Origin of the sequence: Streptomyces sp. NBC_00984, assembly GCF_045162475.1 — a bacterium.
Taxonomy (GTDB): Bacteria; Actinomycetota; Actinomycetes; order Streptomycetales; family Streptomycetaceae; genus Streptomyces.
The window spans coordinates 6,428,053-6,449,222 of sequence record NZ_CP108734.1 but is presented as its reverse complement, the minus strand read 5'-3'; the positions used below and the strand labels follow the sequence as shown (position 1 = coordinate 6,449,222).

19 protein-coding genes are annotated in these 21,170 nt (G+C 72.3%); 12 read left to right on the top strand and 7 right to left on the bottom strand.

Annotated elements, in window-relative coordinates; all coding sequences use genetic code 11:
• Window positions 1-6: 6 nt before the first annotated feature.
• Window positions 7-1,029: an ATP-binding cassette domain-containing protein gene (locus tag OG520_RS28865; RefSeq protein ID WP_406015127.1), complete on the top strand. Its 1,023-nt coding sequence runs from the start codon at window positions 7-9 to the stop codon at window positions 1,027-1,029.
• Window positions 1,026-1,880 (top strand): ABC transporter permease, encoded by an 855-nt coding sequence (locus tag OG520_RS28860; protein WP_399326164.1) that lies wholly within the window; start codon window positions 1,026-1,028, stop codon window positions 1,878-1,880. The genes OG520_RS28865 and OG520_RS28860 overlap by 4 nt, the downstream gene beginning before the upstream one ends.
• 9 nt (window positions 1,881-1,889) lie before the next feature.
• Here the strand turns inward: OG520_RS28860 and OG520_RS28855 are convergent, their stop codons facing one another.
• On the bottom strand, window positions 1,890-5,195 hold the full coding sequence (locus OG520_RS28855) for a BTAD domain-containing putative transcriptional regulator (protein ID WP_406015126.1): 3,306 nt from the start codon (window positions 5,193-5,195) through the stop codon (window positions 1,890-1,892).
• A gap of 203 nt (window positions 5,196-5,398) precedes the next feature.
• On the opposite strand from OG520_RS28855, the gene OG520_RS28850 reads away from it, so the two are divergent.
• On the top strand, window positions 5,399-6,205 hold the full coding sequence (locus OG520_RS28850) for a site-2 protease family protein (RefSeq protein ID WP_406015125.1): 807 nt from the start codon (window positions 5,399-5,401) through the stop codon (window positions 6,203-6,205).
• A gap of 16 nt (window positions 6,206-6,221) precedes the next feature.
• On the opposite strand, the gene OG520_RS28845 is transcribed toward OG520_RS28850, so the two are convergent.
• Both OG520_RS28845 and npdG read right to left on the bottom strand, forming a co-directional pair.
• Window positions 6,222-6,395 (bottom strand): hypothetical protein, encoded by a 174-nt coding sequence (locus tag OG520_RS28845; RefSeq protein ID WP_356481761.1) that lies wholly within the window; start codon window positions 6,393-6,395, stop codon window positions 6,222-6,224.
• A gap of 177 nt (window positions 6,396-6,572) precedes the next feature.
• Entirely contained in the window at window positions 6,573-7,283 is a 711-nt protein-coding gene (gene npdG / locus OG520_RS28840; RefSeq protein ID WP_399326168.1) for an NADPH-dependent F420 reductase, read from the bottom strand.
• A 118-nt stretch (window positions 7,284-7,401) separates the two neighbouring features.
• Between npdG and OG520_RS28835 the strand changes: the two genes are divergently transcribed.
• Window positions 7,402-8,004, top strand: coding sequence for a hypothetical protein (locus tag OG520_RS28835; RefSeq protein ID WP_406015124.1), 603 nt, complete (start codon window positions 7,402-7,404; stop codon window positions 8,002-8,004).
• A 78-nt stretch (window positions 8,005-8,082) separates the two neighbouring features.
• Window positions 8,083-9,384, top strand: a complete 1,302-nt coding sequence (locus OG520_RS28830; RefSeq protein ID WP_406015123.1) for an MFS transporter — start codon at window positions 8,083-8,085, stop codon at window positions 9,382-9,384.
• Between the two features lie 96 nt (window positions 9,385-9,480).
• Here OG520_RS28830 and OG520_RS28825 read toward each other — a convergent pair whose 3' ends face one another.
• The gene (locus tag OG520_RS28825) at window positions 9,481-9,711 is read right to left on the bottom strand and encodes a hypothetical protein (protein ID WP_266420007.1); all 231 of its coding nucleotides are present in this window, start codon (window positions 9,709-9,711) and stop codon (window positions 9,481-9,483) included.
• 58 nt (window positions 9,712-9,769) lie between these two features.
• On the opposite strand from OG520_RS28825, the gene map reads away from it, so the two are divergent.
• Both map and OG520_RS28815 read left to right on the top strand, forming a co-directional pair.
• Entirely contained in the window at window positions 9,770-10,627 is an 858-nt protein-coding gene (gene map, locus OG520_RS28820) for a type I methionyl aminopeptidase (protein ID WP_399326173.1), read from the top strand.
• 253 nt (window positions 10,628-10,880) lie between these two features.
• Window positions 10,881-11,546, top strand: a complete 666-nt coding sequence (locus tag OG520_RS28815) for a heme oxygenase (biliverdin-producing) (RefSeq protein WP_406015122.1) — start codon at window positions 10,881-10,883, stop codon at window positions 11,544-11,546.
• Here the strand turns inward: OG520_RS28815 and OG520_RS28810 are convergent.
• From OG520_RS28810 to OG520_RS28800, 3 genes are all read right to left on the bottom strand, one after another.
• Window positions 11,536-12,234: a PhzF family phenazine biosynthesis protein gene (locus OG520_RS28810; protein WP_399326177.1), complete on the bottom strand. Its 699-nt coding sequence runs from the start codon at window positions 12,232-12,234 to the stop codon at window positions 11,536-11,538. The genes OG520_RS28815 and OG520_RS28810 overlap by 11 nt on opposite strands.
• A gap of 78 nt (window positions 12,235-12,312) precedes the next feature.
• On the bottom strand, window positions 12,313-13,923 hold the full coding sequence (locus tag OG520_RS28805) for an HtaA domain-containing protein (RefSeq protein WP_406015121.1): 1,611 nt from the start codon (window positions 13,921-13,923) through the stop codon (window positions 12,313-12,315).
• A 50-nt stretch (window positions 13,924-13,973) separates the two neighbouring features.
• The gene (locus OG520_RS28800; RefSeq protein WP_406015120.1) at window positions 13,974-15,371 is read right to left on the bottom strand and encodes an HtaA domain-containing protein; all 1,398 of its coding nucleotides are present in this window, start codon (window positions 15,369-15,371) and stop codon (window positions 13,974-13,976) included.
• Between the two features lie 133 nt (window positions 15,372-15,504).
• Here OG520_RS28800 and OG520_RS28795 point away from each other — a divergent pair, with 133 nt between their 5' ends.
• The 5 genes from OG520_RS28795 (at window position 15,505) to efeB (ending at window position 21,143) form a co-directional block, all read left to right on the top strand.
• A complete protein-coding gene (locus OG520_RS28795; protein ID WP_406015119.1) occupies window positions 15,505-16,584 on the top strand; it encodes a hemin ABC transporter substrate-binding protein in 1,080 nt (359 codons plus the stop codon).
• Between the two features lie 56 nt (window positions 16,585-16,640).
• The gene (locus OG520_RS28790) at window positions 16,641-17,684 is read left to right on the top strand and encodes an iron ABC transporter permease (RefSeq protein WP_266425922.1); all 1,044 of its coding nucleotides are present in this window, start codon (window positions 16,641-16,643) and stop codon (window positions 17,682-17,684) included.
• Entirely contained in the window at window positions 17,681-18,520 is an 840-nt protein-coding gene (locus tag OG520_RS28785; protein WP_406015118.1) for a heme ABC transporter ATP-binding protein, read from the top strand. Before OG520_RS28790 ends, OG520_RS28785 begins: the two co-directional genes overlap by 4 nt.
• A gap of 191 nt (window positions 18,521-18,711) precedes the next feature.
• Entirely contained in the window at window positions 18,712-19,848 is a 1,137-nt protein-coding gene (gene efeO, locus OG520_RS28780) for an iron uptake system protein EfeO (protein ID WP_406015117.1), read from the top strand.
• 20 nt (window positions 19,849-19,868) lie between these two features.
• Window positions 19,869-21,143: an iron uptake transporter deferrochelatase/peroxidase subunit gene (gene efeB / locus OG520_RS28775; protein ID WP_406015116.1), complete on the top strand. Its 1,275-nt coding sequence runs from the start codon at window positions 19,869-19,871 to the stop codon at window positions 21,141-21,143.
• Window positions 21,144-21,170 lie beyond the last annotated feature (27 nt).

The window sequence follows — 21,170 nt, the reverse complement described above, 5'->3', positions numbered from 1 at the left end:
GGTCCGATGGTCGGCATGACGCGAATCGACAAGAACCCCAGGAGCGGCACGAACGCCGTCGAGGTCCGGGGGCTGGTCAAGCACTACGGCACGACCAAGGCTCTGGACGGCGTGGACCTCGATGTCCGCGAAGGCACCGTGCTCGGTGTGCTCGGCCCCAACGGCGCCGGGAAGACCACGCTCGTACGCTGCCTCTCCACCCTGATAGTTCCCGACGCCGGGCACGCCACCGTGGCGGGCTACGACGTGGTGAAGCAGCCCCGGCAGCTGCGCCGCACCATCGGCCTGACCGGGCAGTACGCCTCGGTCGACGAGAAGCTCTCCGGCTGGGAGAACCTCTACATGATCGGGCGGCTGCTCGACCTGCCCCGCAGGACCGCCCGGTCCCGCGCGGACGAGCTGCTGGAGCGCTTCTCGCTCACCGACGCGGCCAAGAAGGCCGCGATGGACTACTCCGGCGGCATGCGGCGCCGGCTCGACCTGGCCGCCTCGATGATCGGCAGCCCGGCCGTCCTGTACCTGGACGAGCCGACGACGGGGCTGGACCCCCGCACCCGTAACGAGGTCTGGGACGAGGTGCAGCGGATGGTCGCGGAGGGGGCGACCGTGCTGCTCACCACCCAGTACATGGAAGAGGCCGAGCAGCTCGCCAACGAGCTGACCGTCATCGACAAGGGGAAGATCATCGCCCGCGGCGGTGTCGACGAGCTGAAGGCGAAGGTCGGCGGCCGCACCCTGCAGATCCGGCCCTCGGACCCGGCGCAGCTGGCCCCGATGGCGCAGGCCATCAGGGAGGCCGGTCTGGACGGTGTCGCGGGAGCGCAGGCCGTCCCGGACGAGGGCCTGCTGTACGTACCGATCCTCAGCGACGAACAGCTGACCTCCGTCATCGGCCTGCTCGGCACCCGGGGCTTCCCCCTGGCGCATGTCGCCACCGCGCTGCCCAGCCTGGACGAGGTGTTCCTGGCCATCACCGGCGAGAAGTCCGCTTCCGCCACCGACACGATCCCCGAGGAGGTCGCGGCATGAGCACGGCGACTCTGACACCCACGCCCACGCCCACCGAGTCCCCCCGGGCGAAGGCGGTCCACGACGAGGGCCGGATAGGGCTGCGGAACAATCTGCGCCACATCGGGGCACTGGTGCGGCGCAACATGCTCCAGATCAAGAAGGATCCGGAGTCGATGTTCGACGCGCTCCTGATGCCGGTCGTCTTCACGCTGCTGTTCGTGTACGTCTTCGGCGGCTCGGTCGGCGGCAGCATGGGCGGCGGCCGGCAGGAGTATCTGAACTACCTGATACCCGGACTGATGGCGATGATGGGCATGAACATCGCCATGGCGGTCGGCTCCGGGGTCAACGACGACTTCCGCAAGGGCGTCATGGACCGGTTCCGGACGATGCCGATCGCCCGTTCCTCGGTGCTCATCGCGAAGATCGTGGTCGAGCTGGGCCGGATGATGGTCGCCACCCTCATCCTGCTGGCCATGGGCTTCGCCCTCGGCATGGAGCTCCAGGAGTCGGTGCTCGGGCTGATCGGGGCCATCGCGCTGTCGGCCGCGTTCGGCGCCGCCATCATGTGGATCTTCATCCTGCTCGGGCTGACCATGAAGACGACCCAGGCGGTTCAGGGAATGGGGATGCTCGTGCTGATGCCCCTCCAGTTCGGCTCCTCGATCTTCGCCCCGACGAAGACGATGCCCGGCTGGCTCCAGACGTTCACCGACTACAACCCGCTGTCCAACCTGGCCGACGCCGCGCGCGCCCTGATGATGGGCGGCCCGCTCGCCCACTCGGTCCTGGTGACGCTCGGCTGGACCGTGGTCATCACCGCGGTGATGGCCCCGATCGCGGTCTCCAGGTTCCGCAAGAAGTCCTGACGGACGGGGTCACTCCCGGTACGCGTCCACGAGGGCGGTGGCCTCCTCCAGGGAGAGGCCGCCGCCCTCGGCGTACGCGGTCCCGTAGGCGGACCGGCCGAGCACGGCGACGGCCAGTTCCTCCGCACGGGCCCAGTCGTCCCGCTCCATCGACGTCGGCACATGGCCCCGGGGCAGCAGCTCCCGGCCCGCCCCCAGCAGCCGGGCCGCGGTCGTGGCCCGCCGCTCGCCGCCGAGGCCGGCCAACGAGCGGGCGAGGGAGACGAGATGGATGACGGACATCTGCGGCGCCACCAGCTGCGACAGCCGGTCGCGGGACCGCTCCAGCGCCACCAGGCCCCGGGGCAGGGCGTCCGTGTACAGCCCGTCCTGGTTGTCCAGCCAGGCCACCGCGCCCAGTACGATCCCCTCGAAGATCGCCATGGTCTCCGAGTGGAACTCCTCGCGCAGTACGGCCAGTTGCTCGCGCGCCTCGCCGGTGCGGCCATTGCGGCCCAGCCACATGGCCAGATGGAGCCGGGCGATGGACCTCGCATCGAGCCTCTCGGCGATCACCTCGCGCAGGATCGCCTCGCCCTCGGCGCCGCGGTCCATCTCGGTGAGCACGGCCGCGTATCTGGTGCGCAGGACCGCCACCTGGGAGGGTGCGCCCAGTTTGTTCGCATAGCCGATCGCGGCCTGGTAGTCCTCGGCCGCGCGCGCGTACTCGCCGCGCCGCTCGTGGGCCTCGCCCCGTGCCGAGAGCGATTCGGCGACGCCCCAGTCGTCACCGATCCGGCTGAAGAGCGCCAGGCTCTCGTCGGCGTCCGTGCGCGCCTCGCCCGACCACTCGGGCCGGTTGGCCAGCACGTTGGCCCGCATCTGGAGGGCCGCGGCGAGCTCCCATTCGTAGCCGAACTCCCGGCAGGCGCGGACCGTCTCGTCCAGCAGCCCGCGCAGCCTGCCGGTCTCCCCGACGAGCATGACCGCGAAGAACCAGAGCGATGCCGGGACCCGGCAGGTCTGCGGCTGGCCGGCCCGGTAGGTGTTCGCGATGACACGCAGCCGGGCCATGCTCGGCTCGTCGGTCCACCTCTCCGTGGCGTGCTCCATGCTGACCAGCCGGATCAGGCCCGCCTGGCGGCGTGCCTCCTGGAGCAGCTCGGGCCGCATGGGCGGCGGTGCGTCGGTGCAGCGTTCGGGGATGGAGGGCGCGGGCTCGGCGGGCGGGGCGAAGGGGTCGGGGCCCAGCGCGGCGGCGGCTTCGGCCCAGTGCAGCGCGTCGCCGCTCAGATCGCGCATCTGCCAGTACCAGCACAGCGAGAGCACCATGCAGAGCGCCTCCTGCTCGTCGCGCGCGGCGACGGCGTTGCGCAGGGCGGTGCGGATGTTCTCGTACTCGTGCTGGAGGAGCTCGATGGCGGACCGCTGTCCGGCGCCGCGGAGCCGGGGCTCCGTGGTACGGACCAGCTCCCGGAAGAACACCAGGTGGCGCCGGACCACGGGGCCCCGTTCCGCCGCCTCGTCGAGCCGGGCGGCGGTGTACTCGCCGACGGTCTCCAGCAGCCGGTAGCGCATCTCGCCGTCCTCGGCGGGCGCGGCGACGACGAGCGATTTGTCGACGAGGGAGCCGAGCAGCCCGGCGACCTCGCGCGCCTCCCGGGGCCCGTCCGCGCAGACCGCCTCGGCCGCGGTCAGGGTGCAGCCGCCCGCGAAGACGGAGAGCCGGCGCAGCACGGCGCGCTCGGATTCGTCGAGCAGGTCCCAGGACCAGTCGACGACGGCGCGCAGGGTCTGCTGGCGGGGCAGTACGGTGCGGGCTCCGCTGGTGAGCAGGCGGAACCGGTCGTCGAGCCGGTCGGCGATCTGGCGCGGGGTGAGCATCCGCAGCCGGGCGGCGGCGAGTTCGATGGCGAGCGGCAGCCCGTCGAGGCGGCGACAGATCTCCGCCGCGGCGGCCGCGGTCTCCTCGTCGGCGTCGGTCCGGAAGCCCGGCCGGGCGGCAGCGCCGCGGTCGGCGAACAGGCGCAGCGCCATCGGGTCGGGCAGCGGTTCGACGGGGCGGACGAACTCGCCCGGTACGCCGAGGGGTTCACGGCTGGTCGCGAGGACGGTGAGGTGCGGGCAGTGGGCGAGCAGGTGGTCGGCGAGGGCGGCAGCGGCCCCGACGAGGTGTTCGCAGTTGTCCAGGAGCAGCAGCATGCGGCGCCGGGAGCAGTGCTCGGTGAGGCGTACGAGGGGGTCGCTCGCGTTTCCCTCGGCGACCCTGAGCTCCTCGGCACCGGCGCCGCGCAGGACGGTCTCGCGGGCGCCGAGCGCGGTCAGCACGGCCTCCGGCACCGCCTCGGGATCGTCGACGGGGGCGAGTTCGGCCAGCCAGACACCGTCCGGCCAGGCGGGCGCGACGGATTCGGCGGCCTCCTGGGAGAGCCGGGTCTTGCCCGCGCCGCCGGGACCCAGGAGGGTGACGAGACGGGCGTGCGAAAGGTCATGGCGCAGGACGTCGATATCGCCCTCGCGCCCGACGAAACTGGTCAGCCGGGCCCGGAGGTTGCCCTGCGGTGCGGCGGGGGCCCCGGTGCGGGCGGGCGGGTGCGGGACGGCCGGGCGCGCGGGCTCCTGGCGGAGCAGCTCGGCGTGGAGCGAGCGCAGCTCGGGGCCGGGGTCGGTGCCGAGACGGTCGGCGAGCACGGTGCGCACCTCGTCGTAGGCGGCCAGCGCCTGCGCCGTGCGCCCGGCGTCGCGCAGGGCCCGCAGCCGCAGCGCCTGAAGGGGTTCGTCGATCGGGTGCTCGGCGCACAGGGCGGCCAGTTCGGGCAGGGCCTCGTCCGCGTGGCCGAGCGCGAGGTCCGCGCGGAGCCTGTTGCGGCGGGCGTCCAGCCGCCGGGCCTCCCAGCGGGCCGCGTCGGCGCCGCGGTCGGGCAGATCGGCCAGGACCGGGCCGCGCCACAGGCCGAGCGCGTCGTCGAGCACGGTCCGGGCCTTCGCCGCGTCGCCCTCCTCCAGCGCCCTCGCCCCCTCCCCCGCGAGCCGCTCGAAGCGGTGGAGGTCGATGGCGTCCGGCTCGGCGGCCAGCCGGTAGCCGCTGTCCGCGGAGACCACCGCGTCGTGGCCGACGGCCCGCCGGAGCCGGCCGACGAGCGCCTGGAGGGCACCCATCGCGTCGGCGGGCGGCTCGCCGTCCCACACCTCGTCGACGAGGACGACGGCCGGGACGGTGCGGCCGGGACGCAGCGCGAGGACGGTGAGCAGGGCGCGCAGCCGCGCCCCGCCGAGGGCGACGGCCGTGCCGTCGTCGCGAAGTGCCCGGGTCGTTCCGAGGATGCAGTAGCGCACCGGCCTATTGTCCGTGACCGGGATCGAGATGGGCACACACGTCCGACCGTGCCTCTGTACGCGGTGTTCCTGGATCGTTCGTCATGCCCCCACCCTTTACGGAACCACCGCCCCGGCGCGAGACGTTTGTGGCGTGTCGGCGGTACGGTCGGGCTCGCCGCCCGCCGTACCGTTCCCTTCCGGCCACCCTCAGGAGTTCGCCGATGACCACCGCAGCAGCCCGCAGCGACCGGCGGATCAGCCCGGTCTTCCTCGGGATCGTCGCCGTGACGGCGGTGTCGGGATGGGCGGTGTGGACGGGCACCGGATATCCGTACGGCCTCGCGGTCTTCGTCTTCGTCACGGGGGCGTGGGTGGTCTCGCTCTGCCTGCACGAGTACGCGCACGCCCGCACCGCGCTGCACAGCGGGGACCTCTCGGTCGGCGCGAAGGGCTACCTCAGCCTCAATCCGCTCGCCTACACGCACGCTCTGCTCAGCATCGTGCTGCCGGTGCTGTTCGTGATCATGGGCGGTATCGGTCTGCCGGGCGGCGCCGTCTTCATCGAGCGGGGGCGGATCCGCGGTCGCTGGAGGCACAGCCTGATCTCGGCGGCGGGCCCGCTGACGAATGTGCTGTTCGCGCTGGTGTGCACGGCGCCGTTCTGGCTGCACGCGCTGGGCGGCGTCCCGAGGGAGTTCCGGTACGCGCTGGCGTTCCTGGCCCTGCTCCAGGTCACCGCGGCGATCCTGAACTTCCTGCCGGTCCCCGGACTGGACGGGTACGGGGTGATCGAGCCCTGGCTGTCGTACCGGATCCGGCGCCAGGTGGAGCCGTTCGCGCAGTTCGGGCTGCTCGCGGTGTTCGGCGTGCTGTGGATCCCGGAGGTCAACCACGTCTTCTTCGACCTGGTCCACGGTGTGCTGGATTCGCTGGGCGTGAACGGCCTGGGGACGGAGTGCGGCCGCGCCGCCTACCGGTTCTGGGAGAACTGGAACGAGGAGTATCCGGTCTGCGCGGTCGGCCCGTGACCCGGCGGACCGGCCGTCATTCGGCGGTCTGTGCGCGCTGCCGGCGCAGGTAGAACCACGCCATGTTGGACGAGAGCCCGGCCAGCAGCACCCAGACGATCCCGAGCAGGCTGCCCTGGGCGAACGAGATCACGGCCGCGACGACGGCCAGGACACAGACGGTGATGGCGTAGAGAGCGAGTCGGGGCATGGGGGCGGCTCCTGTCGGGGGTGATGCACGGTCCCGTCCAGTGTCCCCCATGCCCCTTTCCGTTCGCCGCAGGGTGGGTCCGGGAGCGGCTCCGGCTCGGACGGCGGTGGTGGCCGGTCCGGCTCGGACGGCAGTGGTGGCCGGTCCGACTCGGACGTCGGTGGTGGCCGGTCCGGCTCAGACGTCGGTGGTACGGAGCCCGGCGTGCGCTTTGTAGCGGCGGTTGACCGAGATCAGGTTGGCGACCAGCGACTCCACCTGGTGCGCGTTGCGCAGCCGCCCGGCGAAGATGCCGCGCATGCCGGGGATCCGGCCCGCCAGCGCCTGCACGAGGTCGGTGTCGGCGCGGGCCTCGCCCAGCACCAGCACATCGGTGTCGATCTCCTCGATGGCCTCGTCCTGCAGCAGCACCGCCGAGAGGTGGTGGAAGGCGGCGGTGACCCGGGACTCCGGCAGCAGGGCGGCGGCCTGCTCGGCGGCGCTGCCCTCCTCGGGCTTCAGCGCGTAGGCGCCCTTCTTGTCGAAGCCGAGCGGGTTGACGCAGTCGATGACGAGCTTGCCCGCGAGTTCGTCCCGCAGCGACTCCAGGGTCTTGGCATGGCCGTCCCACGGCACGGCGACGATCACGATGTCGCTGCGGCGGGCGCACTCCGCGTTGTCCGCGCCCTCGACGCCGTGCCCCAGCTCATCGGCGGCGCTCCGCGCGCGGTCGGCGGCCCGGGAGCCGATGATCACCTGCTGCCCGGCGCGGGCGAACCGGTAGGCCAGGCCGCGCCCCTGGGGTCCGGTGCCGCCGAGCACCCCGACGGTCAGCCCGGAGACGTCGGGAAGGTCCCAGGGGTCCTTGGCGGGGGGCTTGGCCGCGCTGTCACTGCCATTCGTAGTCATGGCTCCGACATTACTGCCCGCCACGGAGCGGGACCCGGTGTCACCCCTCGTTCCACGTTCGACTGGTTCGGAGCCGTTCCCCGGTGCCGGGCACGGTCCTGGGGCATGATGCCGGGCCATGGATGCCGTACGCGTCGCCCTGCTCCGTGAAGTGCTCGCCGGGACCGAGTGGCCCGCCGCCACCCGGCGGTTCGCCGGAGCGCTGAGGTCGTCCGTCGTCCCGCACGGCGGCGGTCTGCTGCTGGTGGGGACGGCGGCGTACGAACCCTGGCATCTGGCCGCGCATCTGGTCGACGAGTCCACCTGGTCCGGGCTGCCCGAGCTGGCCCCCACCCTGGTACGCCACCGGGTGGAGCCGGGCGGCCCCGCGCATCTGACCGTCGGTCTGGGCCGGATCGAGGCGGCCGGGCGGGGCGAGACGCTGCTCCTGGTGGCCCCGGAGCGGCCCGGCGCGGGGCTGCTGGAGCGGGTGCACGACGCGCGGCGCGCGGGGGCCACGGTGCTCTCGCTGAACGACGGCGACCCGGAGGTGCGCGGGCTCGCCCACGAGACGCTCGCGGTGACCGGCGGCGACGACGTCGACCTGGACACCGTGCAGCATCTGGTGAGCGCGGCGGCCGGGGAGAACAGCGCCCCCGCGCCGCGTGGCCGCCGCGGCTTCCGGGACCGGCTGTCCCGGCTCGCCGATCAGCTGACGTCCCCTCCTCCCGCCCGCTGGTGAGAGCCGGGCGGCCGGGAGGAGGGGCCGCCGCGGAAATTCCGTTGCGGCGGCACCTGCCGCGCCGGAGCATGGCCTCCCGTGACCACTGCTCCGTCCCCAGCCGCCCGGCTGGCCGCTCTGCTGCCCGATCTCTCGCCCCTGCGCTCCTCCGCCGACTTCCGGCTGCTGTGGGTCCAGGGCCTGGTGACGTACTTCGGCAGCTTCATGGCGATGATCGCGCTGCCGCTCCAGATCAAGGAGCTGACGGGTTCGCCGCTGGCCGTCGGTGTGATGGGCGCGGTCGAGCTGGTGCCGCTGGTCGTCTTCGGTCTGTACGGCGGGGCGCTCGCGGACTCCGCGGACCGCCGCAAGGTGATCCTGGCCACCGAGGCGGGGCTGGGAGTGCTCGCCCTGGTGCTCCTGGGGAACGCGGCGCTGTCCGGTCCGATGCTCTGGCCGCTCTACCTGGTCGCGGCCGGGGTCTCCGCGCTCGCCGGGCTCCAGCGGCCCGCGCTGGACTCCCTGATGGCCCGGATCGTGCCGCACGAGCAGCTGACCGCGGCCGCCGCGCTGAACTCGCTGCGCTGGCAGTTCGGCGCGATCACCGGTCCCGCGGTGGCGGGCCTGGTGGTGGCCTACGCCGGGCACGCCACGGCGTACGCGGTCACGGTGGCCACGTTCGCCGTCTCCGTGCTCCTGTGTCTGCGCCTGACGCCCGCACCGCCCGCCCGGGACAACGCGAAGCCGTCGCTGCGCGGCATCGTGGAGGGCGCGAAGTACGCCTGGAGCCGACCGGTGCTGCTGGGGACGTACGCGGTCGACATGGCCGCGATGTTCTTCGCCTTCCCGAACGCGATCTTCCCGTTCCTGGCGGACGACCTGCACGCCGACTGGTCGCTGGGCCTGATGTACGCCGCGGACTCGGTCGGATCGCTGGTGCTGGGGCTGACCAGCGGCTGGACGTCCCGAGTGCGGCGGCACGGGCTGTTCGTGGTCTTCGGGGCGGCAGTCTGGGGGCTGGCCATCGCGGCGGCCGGATGGTTCGGCAATGTGTGGCTGGTGCTGGTCTGCCTGGCGGTGGCGGGCGCGGGCGACATGCTCAGCGGTCTCGGCCGCTCCACGATCTGGAACCAGACCATCCCGGAGGAGCTGCGGGGCCGGCTGGCGGGCATCGAGGTGCTCTCGTACAGCATCGGCCCGCAGCTGGGCCAGGTGCGGGCCGGTGCGATGGCGGGCTGGACGGGGACCCGCTCGGCGATCTGGAGCGGCGGTGTGGCGTGCGTGGCCTCGGTCGCGCTGCTCACGGCAGCGCTTCCGAAGCTGCTCACCTACGACTCCGAGACGGACGAGGACGCGCTGCGCAGGCGGGAAGCCAGGGAGTCCAGCCCGTCCGCCGCCTGAGAGCCTGTCGGGTGACCGCGTCCGCCCGGTCGGAGGTCACCCGACAGGCTCTGAGGAGCGGGCCCCCGGGGCGGGGGCCCGGCTCGGCCCCCCGGGTCATGCCTCCGGATCGGGCGGCGTGCCCCCGTCATGCCACTTGGGGTCGTTCTCCCACTCCAGGTTCCGCTCCCGGGCGGTGTCCATGGCGTGCTGTGCCTCCTCGCGGGAGGTGTACGGCCCGAAACGGTCCTTGGCCGGGCACTCGGGGCCCTCCTCGACCTTGTGATGCTCCAGGCAGTAGTACCACTCGCCCGGCTTGCCGACCGTGCGCTTCTTGAACAGGGCCATCAGCGGCTCCTTCCCTCGGGGCCATGCTGCCCCAAGCGCGCTGGTTAGACTCGCTGACATGTCTGGCCAGTCGCTGCTCGCACCCGGGGAGATCACTCCCATCCGCTCCGTGCCCGGAAAGATCCGGCGCCCCGAATACGTGGGCAAGCCGGCCCCCACCCCGTACACCGGTCCGGAGGTCCAGGACACCGACACCGTCGAGCGCATGCGCGTCGCCGGCCGGATCGCCGCGCAGGCGATGGCGGAGGCCGCGAAGCACATCGCCCCGGGTGTCACGACGGACGAACTCGACCGGGTCGCCCATGAGTTCATGTGCGACCACGGCGCGTACCCGTCGACGCTCGGCTACCGCGGGTTCCCCAAGTCGCTCTGCACCTCGCTCAACGAGGTGATCTGCCACGGCATCCCGGACTCCACGGTGCTGCGCGACGGCGACATCGTGAACCTCGACGTCACGGCGTACATCGACGGTGTGCACGGCGACAACAACGCCACGTATCTCTGCGGCGACGTGGACGAGGAGTCCCGGCTCCTCGTGGAGCGCACCGAGGAGTCGCTGAACCGGGCGATCAAGGCGGTCCGGCCGGGGCGGCAGGTCAATGTGATCGGGCGGGTCATCGAGTCGTACGCCAAGCGCTTCGGCTACGGGGTGGTGCGGGACTTCACCGGGCACGGGATCAATTCCTCGTTCCACTCCGGCCTGATCATTCCGCACTACGACAGCCCGCACGCGACCACCGTGATGCAGCCCGGAATGACGTTCACCATCGAGCCGATGCTGACGCTGGGCAGCCACGACTACGACATGTGGGACGACGGCTGGACCGTGGTGACGAAGGACCGCAAGCGCACCGCGCAGTTCGAGCACACGCTGGTGGTGACGGAGACGGGCGCCGAGATCCTGACGCTCCCGTAGTCCCCCGTCCCCGTCCCCCGGACAGTTCCTCCCCGAAAGCGGCCGCCCCCGGGCGGCCGCTTTCGCGTACCCCCCGCGAAGGCGGAACCAGGCGTATCGTTTTTACCGACAGAGCGTCGGGAAGATATTGACTTAGGTAAGCCTAAGTAGGAAGATCGGGGATGTCGACAGCCACCGCCGCAGTACGCGGTCGCTGCCGATATTTCCGTCTCTTTCTGGACTTCCCGTCCCCCTCGGTCCCCGGAGGCCCGCCTTGGACGCAACCGCCACCACCACGCCCTTCTCGACGCTCATCCGCACCGCGTCGCACGAGCAGCACACCGAGGCGGAGACCTCGACCTTCATGAGCGACCTGCTGGGCGGGCGGCTCGGAGTGGACGCCTACACGCGCTACACCGAGCAGCTGTGGTTCGTGTACCGGGCGCTGGAGGAAGGGGCGCAGGCGTTGCACGGCGATCCGGTCGCCGGTCCCTTCATACGGCCCGAGCTGACGCGCACCGCCGAGCTGGAGCGCGATCTGGCCCATCTGCGGGGTGCGGACTGGCGCGAAGGCGTGGAGCCACTGCCCGCCACGGCCGCGTACGCCGCCCGGGTCGCCGAGTGCGCCCGCAGCTGGCCGGCCGGTTATGTCGCGCACCACTACACCCGCTACCTCGGCGACCTCTCCGGCGGCCAGATCATCCGTGACAAGGCGGAGAAGGCCTGGGGCTTCGCGCGCAAGGGCGACGGGGTCCGGTTCTACGTCTTCGAGGAGATATCCAACCCCGCCTCGTTCAAGCGGGGTTACCGCGAGCTGCTGGACGCGGTGGACGCGGACGACCTGGAGAAGCAGCGGATCGTCGACGAGTGCAAGCGCGCGTTCGCGCTGAACACGGCGGTGTTCCGGGAGCTGGGCGAGGTGTTCCCGCTCAGCGCGTAGCGCCTTGCCGGGCGCGGACGGCGGCGAGTGTCACGCGGCCCCCGATCTCCACCGTGCCGTCGGGCGCGGGAGCGGTGAGGATCTGGGAGCCGCGTCCTTGCGTGATGTTGAGGGCGCGCCCCAGCTCCGCGCTGAGCAGCAGCGCCGCCGCCCCCGTCGCCTCGTCCTCCACGATGTTGTCGTCGCGCCGGGGGAACGCCCGCGCCCTGACCCGGCCGGCCGCCTCGTCCTCCCAGGCCCACACGTACAGCCAGCCCTCCCCCGGCGGCGGCCCGGTCAGCGCCTCGACCTCGGCGGCGGACCCGTACCGCTCCAGCGTGCGCGGGGGTGCCCACTCGGGGCGGGCGGTGATCCAGCTGAACTCGCCGTCCTGACGGGCGAATACCTCCCCGACCGGAAGCTCCAGGATCTCCAGGTCGAGCAGCCAGGCCGTGCCGACGAGCGGATGCCCGGCGAACGGGAGCCGGAGACCCGGGGTGTAGATGTCGAGGTGTCCGCGCTCGGGGTCGTCGACGAACACCGTCTCGCTGAAGCCGAGCCGCCCGGCCAGCGCCTGCCGGGACGCCCGGTCCGGGTAGGCGCTGCCGTCGCGCACCACGCCGAGGGCATTGCCGTGCCGGCCGTCGGGGCCGCAGAACACGCGTAGTACGTCGATGCCCGCGGGTACGTCGAAGTCGCTGTCGCTCACGTCAGCATTCAAGCACCGCCCGGGTGGCGGCCGTTCGGCCGGTCCACCCGGGCGGTGCGGTCGTGGAACGCGGACGGGTCAGGCGGTACGGCGGCGGCGGGCCGCGATCACGACTCCGGCGCCGGCCGCCACGACCACGCCCGAGGCGGCGAACAGGGCGCCCGCCGGGAGTGCGGAGCCGGTGGCGGCAAGGGAGCCCGCGCCGCCGACCGAACCACCGACCGAACCGCCCACGGAGCCGCCTGCGGAGCCGCCGCCCACGCTGCCACCGGCGGTCGCGGTGCCGCCCGTCGAGCCGGAACCGCCCGCGGAACCGAAACCGCCCGCGGCGCCCGGGAGTTCGGCGTCCTTGTCGAGGGCGACCGCGACGGTCAGCGCGTCGAGCTGCTCGCCGGCCCGGTACATGCCGCCGAAGGCCTTGGTGCCGTCGGCGGTGAGGGTCGCCGGGACGGTTGAGAGGTTCACCACGCCGTTCTTGGCGGCGAGTCGGCCCTTCGGCACCTTCAGGTCCGCGACGGCCAGACCGGTGTACGTGGAGACCTTCTTGGTCGTGCGGTCCTTGGTGGAGACGTCCGCGATCAGGGTGCCCTTCGTGCCGTTCACCTGGATCTCCATGCCGGTCAGGGAGAGGTCGAGGGTGTACGCGCCGTTCTCCTCGTGGCCCAGGAAGCGGACCTTGCCCTGGAATTCGGCGTTCAGGGTCTGCTTCGTGGCGTCGAAGTGGCCGGTCGCCTCGGGGAACCGGTAGCCGTCGCCGGAGGCGGTGGCGCCGGCCGTCGTCTCGACCTTGCCGTGGGCGATCGGGCCCGTGACGTACGTACGGAAGGACTTCTTGACGCCCCAGTCCAGGGTGCCGTCGACGACGTCGCCCCGGTCGGCGGCGGCCGGCTTGTCGGTGGCCGGGGCCGAGGGGGACATGGTCGTGGTGGGCTTTCCGGTCGGCTCGGTGGTCGGCCCGGTCGGCTTCGTGGTGGGCTTCGTGGTGGGCTTTCCGGTCGGCTCGGTGGTCGGCTCGGTGGTCGGCTCCTCCGTGGGCTCGGTGGTCGGGGGCGTGACCGCCTTCACCGAGAGGGTGGCCGGGTCGAGCGCGTCGCCCTCCTTGTACTGGCCGTCGAACGCCTCGGAGCCCGCCTTCGTCAGCGTCGCCGGGATGTCCTTGAAGACCATCGCGCCGCCCTCGCCCCGGCCCGGCTTCACCGCCGAGAGGTCGAGAGCCGCGAACTTCACGTCGTCGCGGGTGCCCCGGGGAGTCGTGACGTCGACGGTGATCGCGCCGCCGGTACCGGTCGTGGCGAGCTTCACGTCGGAGAGCGTGATGTCGAGAACGCCCCCGTGGGCGTAGAAGTTGACGCCGCCGCCGAAGGCCGTGTCGGTGCCGTGCGTGGCGGTGTCGTACGTGCCCTTGCCGCCGGCGAAGGTGAACACGCCGTTGTCGGGCGCCTGGGTGGCACCGTCCTCGACGGTGATCTTCCCGCCGGAGAACGACGAGGCGAGGTACTTGCGGAAGGACTCCTTGACGCCCCATTCGAGCGTGCCGTCCTTCAGCTCCAGCGTCGGCGCCGCGGCGGCGGCTCCACCGGCTGCGGGGCCGTCGGCGGCGAGCGCCGGAAGGGCGAACGCGGTGGCGCCGAGGGCGGCGGCGGTGGCGACTGCGGCGGTGAGGGCTATGGGGCGGCGGGTGGCTGACATGGTCGTTGGTCTCCTCAGGAACAGGGGGGGTGGGACGGGGGGACGGGGGTCTAGTCGGTCTTCCGCGGGGTGCCGCGGCGACGGGCGAGGTACAGCGCGCCCGCCGCGACGGCGAGCACGCCCGCGCCGCCGAGGACCGGATACAGGCCGGTGCGGGAGTCGGCTGCCGCAGCCGCGGCGGGGGTGGCCTTCTCCGTCGATGCGGCGGACGACTCGGACGACGGGTCGGGGGCGCTGCCCAGGTCGGGCAGGGCGGGCAGTTCGGCCCCGGCATCGACGGCGACGGCCAGCGAGACCGGGTCCATCGCGGTGCCCGCCCGGTAGAGCGAGCCGAACGCCTCGGCGCCGTCGGCGGTGAGGGTGGCGGGGGCTTCGGTGAGGACGGCGAGACCGTCCTCCGGCGCGAAGTCCTTCGCGGCGAAGGTGACGAGCGGGACGGCCCTGCGCCGGTCGCCGTCGCCGTGGACGTCGGCCAGGAGCGTGCCCTTGCCCGCCTTCACCCGGACCGCGACGGCGGACAGTTCCAGATCGAGCCCGTCGGCGCCGGTGAACCGGACGCTGCCCGCGAATTCGGCGTCCAGGGTCTGCTTCGCCGGGTCGTACGTGCCCTTGCCGCGCGGGAAGCGGAAGAGCGCCCCGCCGTCCTGGGCGCCCCCGGCGAGGGTCCACTTCCCCTTGCCGATGGAGCCGGTGACGTACTCGCGGAAGGTCCGGCGGACACCCCAGTCGACGGCGGCGTCCTCGAAGCGTCCGGCGGCCGTCGCGGTCTTCCTCGGCTCCGGCTTCTTCCCGGGGGACTTGGAGGCGGCGGGCTTCCCGGCCGGGGCGGAGGTGTCCACGGAGAGGCTGACCGGGTCGAGCGGGGTCCCGGCCGTGTAGTAGCCGGCGAACGCCTTGGCGCCCTGTGCGGTCAGGGTCGCCGGGACGTTGCGGAGGGCGATGGGGGTGGTACCGCCCTTCATGTCGATCCCGGACAGGCCGAGCGTCGCGAGCGGCACCTGGGCGGCCGAGGTCACCCGGCCGCTCCCCCGGTCCTTGCTGACCATGTCGGCGTACAGAGTGCCGCCGCCGCCCGCGATGCGGACGGTGGGACGGCTGATGGTGAGGTCCAGTTCGTGGCTGCCGTCGGATTTCCGGTGGCCGAGGAAGTGGACCCCGCCGGCGAAGGCCGAGCCGAAGGCGCCGGTCGCCGGATCGTAGGAACCGGTGGCGGAGTGGAAGCGGAACTGGCTGCCGCCGACCGTGGCGGCGCCGCCGGTCAGGCTCCAACTGCCGTTCGCGATCGGGCCGGTGACATAGCTCTGGAAGGAGGACTTGATGCCCCAGTCCAGCCTGCCGCCCTGCACCGTACGGCCCGCCGCCTGCGCGGTGGTGGCGGGGAGCAGGACTCCCAGCACCGCCGTCAGGAGCGTGACGGCGAGTGCGCGGGCAGGTCTGGACGGCAGCATGGAACCCCTCCGAGGTCTGGAAACTGAGGTAAGGCTAACCTAAGCTATGCGCGTCTCGTGGAGGTACCCCTTCCACCGCATCACTCGCGAACCATGACCAACTGCCCACGCACGACGACAGGACGGTGCCCCAGTGCGCTTCTCGCAGGACTTCGCCCCACCGGGCCAGGGCGGCCGACGGCCGGGGCGCGGGCGGTCCGGGAGCCGAGGACCGCTCGGCGCCCTGACGGCCTCTCTCGGCGTGGCCCTCGTCCTGACGGGCTGCGACGACGGTACGGACACGAAGGCGCCCGCCGCCGCTGCCGGGGCCGCCGCCGACCGGGTCGAACCCCTCACCACCGCGCCGGAGCCACAACTGCCCGTCACGGTGAAGTCGGCGGACGGCGCCGAGGTCACCGTCGCCTCGACGGACCGGATCGTTCCGCTGACCGGCGGTCTGAGCGAGATCGTCTTCACGCTCGGCCTCGGCAAGCGGGTCGTGGCCCGCGACATCACCGCCACCTTCGAACAGGCCGCGAAACTCCCCGTGGTGACCCGGGCCCATGACGTCTCGGCGGAGAGCGTGCTGTCGCTGAAGCCGACCGTCGTGCTCGCCGAGACCACGACCGGCCCGGCGGAGGCCATCGACCAGATCCGGGATGCCGGCATCCCGCTCGTCGTCGTCGAACCGGCCCAGCAGCTCTCCGACGTCGGCCGCCGGATCGGCACCGTGGCGGCGGTCCTGGGCGTGCCGGACTCGGGCGCCGAACTGAAGTCGCGCACCCAGTCGCGCATCGACGCCGTACGGAAGCCCGTGCCCGCCCCGGCGGACGGGCACGAGAAGCCCCGGGTCGCCTTCCTCTACCTGCGCGGTTCGGCCTCGGTGTATCTGCTGGGCGGCCGGGATTCCGGCGCGAGTTCGCTCCTGGAAGCGGCGGGAGCCGTCGACGCGGGCAAGGCGTCCGGGCTGACGAAGGACTTCACCGCCATCACCAGCGAGGCACTCGCCAAGGCCGCCCCCGACGCCATCCTGGTGATGAGCAAGGGGCTCGACTCGGTGGGCGGCGTCGACGGACTCGTGAAGATCCCGGGCGTCGCCGAGACTCCGGCCGGGATGGACCGGCGGATCGTCTCCATCGACGACGGGATGCTGCTGAACTACGGCCCGCGCACGGACCGGGTGCTGAGCGAACTGATCGCGCAGCTCTACCCGGAGGACGGGGCGGACAAGTGACCACCACCTCCCCGGAACGCACCCGGGCCGACGCCGCCACGGCACCGGAAGGGCCGATGGCACCGAAGCCCCGGCGCTCCTCGTCCTTCGCGCTGACCGCCGGGCTGCTCGCCGCCCTCCTGGTGTGCTGCCTGCTCTCCGCCGGACTCGGCGCGTACAGCATCCCGCTCGGCGACGTCCTCGGCTCGGTCCAGCACCGGCTCGGTCTCGGCGGGGCCGCGCTGGACCGGGTCGGCGAGAGCGTGCTGTGGAACGTACGGCTGCCGAGGGTCGTGCTGGCCCTGCTGGTCGGGGCGTCGCTGGGCTGCGCGGGCGCCCTGATGCAGGGGGTGTTCGGCAATCCGCTCGCCGAGCCCGGGGTGATCGGGATCTCCTCCGGTGCGGCGGTCGGCGCGGTCGCCTCGATCGCGCTCGGGCTGAACTTCTTCGGCAACTGGACCGTCACCGTCTGCGCGTTCGCCGCCGGGCTCGCGACCGTGCTGCTGGTGTACGCGCTGTCGCGGTCGGGCGGACGGACCGAGGTGGTGACGCTGATCCTCACCGGGATCGCGGTCAACGCCTTCGCGGGCGCGCTGATCGGGCTGTTCATCTTCTTCGCCGACAACGCGCAGATCTCGCAGATCACCTTCTGGCAGCTGGGCTCACTGGCCCAGGCGACCTGGCCCAAGGTGCTCGCGGTGCTGCCGTGCGCGGTGCTCGGGCTGCTCGTCGCACCGTTCCACGCCCGGAAGCTGGACCTCCTCGCGCTCGGCGAGCGGCCCGCCCGGCATCTGGGGGTCGATGTCGAACGGCTCCGGATCGTGCTCGTGCTCGTCGTGGCGCTGCTGACCGCCGCCGCGGTGGCGGTCGCCGGGATCATCTCGTTCGTGGGGCTGCTGGTGCCGCATCTGCTGCGGATGGCGAACGGCCCAGGCCACCGCTTCCTCGTCCCCGGCAGTGCGCTCGGCGGCGCCCTGGTCCTGGTGGTGGGCGATCTCGCGGCCCGTACCGTCGCCGATCCCGCCGAGCTGCCGCTCGGTGTGCTGACCGCGCTCTTCGGCAGCCCGTTCTTCTTCTGGCTGCTGCGCAGGACCCGTCGCAAGCAAGGTGGTTGGGCATGAAGGCCCTGAAGAATCCGTTCCGGGCACGGGGACGGCGACTGCCCGCTCCCGTCTCCCCCGGCTCCCCCGTCGCCGAGGCGCGCGGGCTGCGGGTGCTGCTGGGGCAGCGGACGGTGCTCGACTCCATCGATCTGACCGCGCACGCGGGCGAGGTGCTGGCGCTGGTGGGGCCCAACGGGGCGGGCAAGTCGACCCTGTTGGCGGCGCTGGCCGCCGATCTGCCCGCGGCCGGCGGTGAGATCCGGATCGGCGGGCGCCCGGTCGGCGACTGGTCGGCCGCCGAACTGGCGCTGCGCCGGGCCGTGCTGCCGCAGTCCGCCGCACTGTCGTTCCCGTTCCCGGTGGAGGACGTCGTACGGATGGGGCGGGCGCCGTGGGCCGGAACGGAGCGGGCGGACGAGGACGATCCCGCCGTCGCCGCGTCGATGGCGGCGACCGAGGTCACCGAGTTCGCCGCGCGGCCCTTCTCCGCCCTGTCCGGCGGTGAACGGGCCCGGGTCGCACTGGCCAGGGTGCTGGCGCAGCGCGCCCCGCTGCTGCTGCTCGACGAGCCCACGGCCGCGCTCGATCTGCGCCACCAGGAACTGGTGCTGCGGATCTGCCGGGAGCGGGCCGCCGCCGGGGACGCGGTCGTCGTGGTGCTGCACGATCTGGGTCTCGCCGCGGCGTACGCGGACCGGGCCGCCGTGCTGCACGACGGGCGGATCGCGGTGGCGGGACCGCCCGCCGGGGTGTTCACGGGCGAGCTGCTCGGCGAGGTCTACCGGCAGCCGGTCGAGGTGTTCCCGCACCCGCGGACCGGGGCGCCTCTCGTCGTACCGACAAGAGAGACTTGACCATTGCTTGACCTCCACTTGGGATATCCATCGGTCACTCGTGATCGCCCCGTTCCCGCGCCGCCCGGATGAGAGCTGAATCACTGCACGGGTGGGTATTGCTCAGGTAAGCCTCGGTTAAGTTAGGTTCGCCTCACCTGTTTTTGTCCGGATCTTCTCCCGCTTCTCCTTCGTCCTCATGTGGAGCCCGTATGCGAGCCGTTCGTTTCTCCGTCGTCACCGCTGCCGCCACGGTGGCCGCTCTGACCGCAGTCACGGGCTGCGCACAGAAGAGCGACGGCAAGGGCGACGGCGCCCTGCAGGTCGTCGCGAAGGACGACTCCTGCGAGGTGTCGAAGAAGAAGCTTCCGGCCGGTCACGTCGAACTGGCCGTGCAGAACAAGGGATCCAAGGTCACCGAGGTCTACGTCCTCTTCCCGGACGACCGCATCGTCGCCGAGCGCGAGAACATCGGCCCCGGCACCAAGGCCACCATCACGGCCGAGATCAAGGCCGGTTCGTACGAGGTCGCCTGCAAGCCCGGTATGAAGGGCCACGGCATCCGGCAGAAGCTGGAAGTCACCGGCGGCAACGCGGCCAAGCGCAGCCCCGAGATGGACAAGGCCGTCGCGGAGTACCGCACCTACGTCCAGGCCCAGGCCGACGAGACGCTGCCGAAGGCCAAGAAGTTCACGGACGCCGTCGCCGCCGGTGACATCGAGGCCGCCAAGAAGATCTACGCCGACTCCCGGCTCGGCTGGGAGCGCACCGAGCCGGTCGCCGAGTCCTTCGGTGACATCGACCCGAAGGTCGACATCCGCGAGGACGGCCTGGAGGACGGCCAGAAGTGGACCGGCTGGCACCGCCTGGAGAAGGCGCTGTGGCAGGACAAGAAGCTGGGCGCCGAGGAGAAGGCCCTCGCCCCGGTCCTCTACAAGGACCTGCTCGACTGGCAGAAGCGGGTCGGCACGGCCGACATCACCCCGACCTCGATGGCCAACGGCGCCAAGGAACTCCTCGACGAGGTCGCCACCGGCAAGGTCACCGGTGAGGAGGAGCGCTACAGCCACACCGACCTGATCGACTTCAAGGGCAACGTCGAGGGCGCCGAGAAGTCCTACGAGCTGCTGAAGCCGATCGCCTCGAAGAACGACGCGGCGCTGACCGCCACCCTGGACAAGCGGTTCGCGGAGCTGAACACGCTGCTGGACAAGTACCGCAAGGACAAGAGCTCCTACGAGTTCACCTCGTACGAGAAGGTCGGCAAGGCGGACCGCAAGGAGCTCTCGGACGCGGTCAACGCGCTGGCCGAGCCGCTGTCCCGGCTCGCCGCCGCGGTGACGAAGTAACGAGCGGGAAGGCTTTGGTCATGTCCGACCAGACACAGGCCGGCGAAACCCCGGAGAAGACCTCTTCTCCCGCCCCGTCCCGCCGGGCGCTGCTCGGCTGGGGCGGCGCGGGTCTCGCGCTGGGCGCCGTCGCGGCCGGCGGAGCGGTCGCCGCAGTGCGCACGGAGAACGACGCGGTGCCGGCCGCGGACAGCGGTGCGGCCGTGCCGTTCCACGGTGCGCACCAGGCCGGTATCGCCACCGCCGTACAGGACAGGCTGCACTTCGCCGCGTTCGACGTGACGACGAGGGACCGCGCCGAGCTGATCGCGCTGCTCAAGGAGTGGACGCGGGCGGCAGAGCGGATGACGGCCGGTCACGCGGTCGGCGACGGGGCGTACGGCGGTCTCGCCGAGGCCCCGCCGGACGACACGGGCGAGGCGCTGGGGCTGAAGCCGTCCCGGCTGACGCTGACCATCGGCTTCGGCCCCTCGCTCTTCGCCAAGGGCCGGTTCGGCCTGGAGGACAAGCGGCCCGAAGCGCTCGTCGATCTGCCGAAGTTCCCCGGCGACAACCTCGACGCGGCCCGCAGCGGCGGCGATCTCTGCGTCCAGGCGTGTGCGGACGACCCGCAGGTCGCGGTGCACGCCATCCGCAACCTCGCCAGGATCGGCATGGGCCGCACCGCGATCCGCTGGTCCCAGCTGGGCTTCGGCAAGACGTCCTCGACGACGCCGGACGCCCAGACCCCGCGCAACATGATGGGCTTCAAGGACGGCACCCGGAACATCTCCGGCACCGACACCGCCGCCCTGGACGAGCACGTGTGGGTCGGCCCGAAGGACGACGCGGGCTGGATGACCGGGGGTTCGTACCTGGTGGCCCGCCGCATCCGGATGCACATCGAGACCTGGGACCGCGCCCCGCTCCAGGAGCAGGAGGACGTCTTCGGCCGCGACAAGGGCGAGGGCGCCCCGGTCGGCAAGGCCAAGGAGCGCGACGAGCCGTTCCTGAAGGCGATGCTGCCGACCGCGCACGTGCGGCTCGCCCACCCGGACAGCAACGGCGGTGCGACGATCCTGCGCCGCGGCTACTCCTTCACCGACGGCACGGACGGCCTCGGCCGGCTCGACGCCGGGCTGTTCTTCCTCGCCTACCAGCGCGATGTCCGCAAGGCGTTCATTCCGCTCCAGCGGCGCCTGGCGGCGCACGACGCACTCAACGAGTACATCCAGCACGTGGGTTCGGCGCACTTCGCCGTCCCGCCGGGCGTCCGCGACAAGGGCGACTGGTGGGGCCGGGCGCTGTTCTCGTAACGAGACTCGAAGCAGAAACAACGGGAC